Source organism: Lamprobacter modestohalophilus, assembly GCF_016583905.1.
Taxonomy (GTDB): Bacteria; Pseudomonadota; Gammaproteobacteria; order Chromatiales; family Chromatiaceae; genus Lamprobacter; species Lamprobacter modestohalophilus.
Genome location: NZ_NRRY01000124.1, coordinates 1 through 2648, shown reverse-complemented (window position 1 = coordinate 2648; position 2648 = coordinate 1). Strand labels below are relative to the sequence as shown.

General features: G+C 58.5%; 6 protein-coding genes. 3 read left to right on the top strand and 3 right to left on the bottom strand.

What is annotated here, in order from left to right:
- Nucleotides 1-251: 251 nt before the first annotated feature.
- Together CKO42_RS26120 and CKO42_RS27750 are read left to right on the top strand one after the other, a co-directional pair.
- Complete coding sequence (locus CKO42_RS26120; RefSeq protein ID WP_200252218.1) at nucleotides 252-800, top strand: Rpn family recombination-promoting nuclease/putative transposase; 549 nt, start codon at nucleotides 252-254, stop codon at nucleotides 798-800.
- Complete coding sequence (locus CKO42_RS27750) at nucleotides 801-1385, top strand: DUF4351 domain-containing protein (RefSeq protein WP_242479728.1); 585 nt, start codon at nucleotides 801-803, stop codon at nucleotides 1383-1385.
- On the opposite strand, the gene CKO42_RS26110 is transcribed toward CKO42_RS27750, so the two are convergent.
- The 3 genes from CKO42_RS26110 to CKO42_RS26100 are packed head-to-tail and all read right to left on the bottom strand — an operon-like array spanning nucleotide 1314 to nucleotide 2439.
- Nucleotides 1314-1763, bottom strand: coding sequence for a hypothetical protein (locus CKO42_RS26110; RefSeq protein WP_200252214.1), 450 nt, complete (start codon nucleotides 1761-1763; stop codon nucleotides 1314-1316). The two genes, CKO42_RS27750 and CKO42_RS26110, sit on opposite strands and share 72 nt — an antisense overlap.
- Nucleotides 1745-2134, bottom strand: coding sequence for a HEPN domain-containing protein (locus tag CKO42_RS26105; protein WP_200252211.1), 390 nt, complete (start codon nucleotides 2132-2134; stop codon nucleotides 1745-1747). The genes CKO42_RS26110 and CKO42_RS26105 overlap by 19 nt, the downstream gene beginning before the upstream one ends.
- 29 nt (nucleotides 2135-2163) lie before the next feature.
- Nucleotides 2164-2439, bottom strand: a complete 276-nt coding sequence (locus CKO42_RS26100; RefSeq protein WP_200252194.1) for a hypothetical protein — start codon at nucleotides 2437-2439, stop codon at nucleotides 2164-2166.
- On the opposite strand from CKO42_RS26100, the gene CKO42_RS28090 reads away from it, so the two are divergent.
- The gene (locus CKO42_RS28090; RefSeq protein WP_274608975.1) at nucleotides 2427-2558 is read left to right on the top strand and encodes a hypothetical protein; all 132 of its coding nucleotides are present in this window, start codon (nucleotides 2427-2429) and stop codon (nucleotides 2556-2558) included. The genes CKO42_RS26100 and CKO42_RS28090 overlap by 13 nt on opposite strands.
- The last annotated feature ends 90 nt before the right edge of the window (nucleotides 2559-2648 follow it).

Genomic DNA, 2648 nt, shown 5'->3' with positions numbered 1-2648 from the left:
CATGCGGCCAACGCCGCTGTCTCCTGGTGTAGGTCGATCACCGTAGCCTCTTGATCAGATTAAGATTTCATGCAATCTAGCCTGATACTTGGCCACGCATTTGGCAAGCCCATTGAACGGTATTGGGCCTAGCCCGGTCTGCGCCTGCTTGATGCCGACACCGGCTACGGCCTCTCCGTGCTGAGCCTCGCCCAAGCGCTGCAAGGGTAGGGTGCTCGCCGCAACAGTCCAATCCGGGTACAGTTCTGCCCATGGACGAGATCAACAACCCGCATGACGTCTACTTCCGCGAAAGCTTCACCCGGCGCGAGATCGCGCAGGACTTTCTGCGCCAGCAACTGCCGGCTGAGCTGCTTGAGGTGGTGGATCTCGACAGTCTGGAGATCAGCAAAGACAGCTACGTCTCCAAGGAATTGCGCGCGTCGTATTCTGATCTGGTCTATCGGCTGAAATGGCGTGTGCCCGATGAGGCTGATCCAGCCGTGCCCGATCAGGCTGATCCAACCGTGCCTGAGCGGGCTAATCCGGCCGCTGCAGTTGATCTAGAAGATGCTGCAGCGACGCTCGCGCTCCACGTCTACATCCTGTTTGAGCACAAGAGTCATCCCGACTACTGGGTGTTGCTGCAACTGCTGCGCTACATCGCGTTGCAGGGCGATGCCTATCGCAAGCAGCATCCCGAGGCCAAGACCTTGCCGCCGGTTTACCCCTTGGTGCTCTATCACGGCCAGAGCCGCTGGCGGATGCCGAGCGAGTTCCATGCCCTGATCCGGCCGCTACCAGAGGCGCTTAAACCCTAGGTGCCGCAGTTCCGCTATGCGCTGCACGATCTCTCACCACGCAGCGATGTGGAGATCAAAGGCGATGTGCTCACGCGCTTGGTGCAGCTCGCGCTGCGCTGGATCTTCAGTGACCAGCCGCTGGAGCATCTGGAGCGGTTGATCGCCTTGATCGACCAGGTCGCCGACCGTGATACCGCGCTGCAGATTCTGGAATCGCTGCTGAGATATGATGTCCAAGGGACACAACGGTTGGAAGAGGATGACGCCCGCCGCTTGTTGGAACAGACCGCACCGGGAGACCCCATCATGCAGACGTTTATTGATCGGTATATTGAGCAAGGCCGCGAGCAGGGCAAAGCCGAGATGCTGCTGCGCCAGATGGAGCGCAAATTCGGCCCCACCGATGTCCGGCTACGCCAACAGATCCAAGAGGCCGATGCCGAGACCCTACTGGCCTGGTCCGAGCGCATCCTCACCCTGAGACGCCAGAGGCGGTGTTTCACTGAGCGTCGATGCCGTAGTGAAAGGTCTTTACCTGGCTTCAGCCGCTGTCATCATGGCTTCCGAGGCTGCTTCGGTTCCCTCGATGAGTCGATGCCCTAGCGGAACGATCAGTGAGGCTTGGGGCATCGTCGATCGAATTTGAATGATCTCGTCATGCCAGGTCGTCGCGTAGAGACCTTGATCGAAATTGCGCTGAATCGTCAACAACGACCGGAGGAAAGGGCTGTCATCATTGGCACCATAGGTAATCATGGCGCTGAAGTGCATCAACGCTTCCGCGTTTAATGGCTTGATCAGTTTTTCTAGCAGGTAGCTAAGCCGTGCGCGTTCGTTCGGTGTAAACCAATCTGCCCACAGAATTAAATCCCAGAAGATATCGTCAGGCTCTTTGCAAACCAGGCATTTTACTTTGATAGGCCCGCGCTCTCGTTCGACGGTACCCAGATTTCTGGCGAGTGTTAAAGCGAGATTGCGCATAATTGCTCCACAAGCCGTCGAGTGGCTTCCAACATCAGAGTGAACTCTTCGCTCTGCACCGCGCGAGGGTCTTGGTAGCGAATGGCCTCGGTCCATTTGCTGGCGATCTGCCAATCTTCAGCGTTCTTGATGGCCGCTTCTTGGCCAGTGAACTGCAGTAAGAAGGGTAGTTTATGCGATTTCAGCACGCGCAGATCGCCATCGGTGCGGTAGCTGTCCCAGTGCAGGTGCTTGGCGATGGCATATTTCAAACCTAGCTCAAGGCAGTAACCACCCAGATAGATGGCATTCGCATAGCGTTGATGCTCGGCAAGCAAGACCGCATCACGATATTTTTGTCTCAGATTGGCTTCAAGTTCTTCAAGTGTCATCTTATGCCAACCCCGCGCTACTCGGCAGATTAATGATGCGCCGTGCCAGCGATTCCGCCACCGGCAAGGGCGCCGCGCGGGCGCTGCTGATACGGCGGCAACTTGTGCATCAGCGTCTGCAGCCAATCGTTGCGCTCGCAGCTGGGCGGTTCCTGCAGCAGCCGCACCTCTGGTGGTCCGGCGAAGGCATCACGATAGCACAGCGCGAGGCGCCGCTTGGAGCATCTGGAGCGGTTGGTCGCCTTGATCGCAGGGCGAGCGCAACGGCGAAGCCAAGCGGCGGCTGCGCCAGATGGAGCGCACATTCGGCCCCACCGATGCCCGGCTGCGCCAACAGATCCAAGCGGCCGATGCCGAGACCCTACTGGCCTGGTCCGAGCGCATCCTCATATATGGTCCGCCCCGCGATGCAAGAGCCACTTGACTGTTCAGCAGAAGGAAACGTTGCGGCCATATATCCGGCGTCGTGATGAGGTGGCGTGATCGCTCCTCGCGCCCTGATGGAATCCGCGCG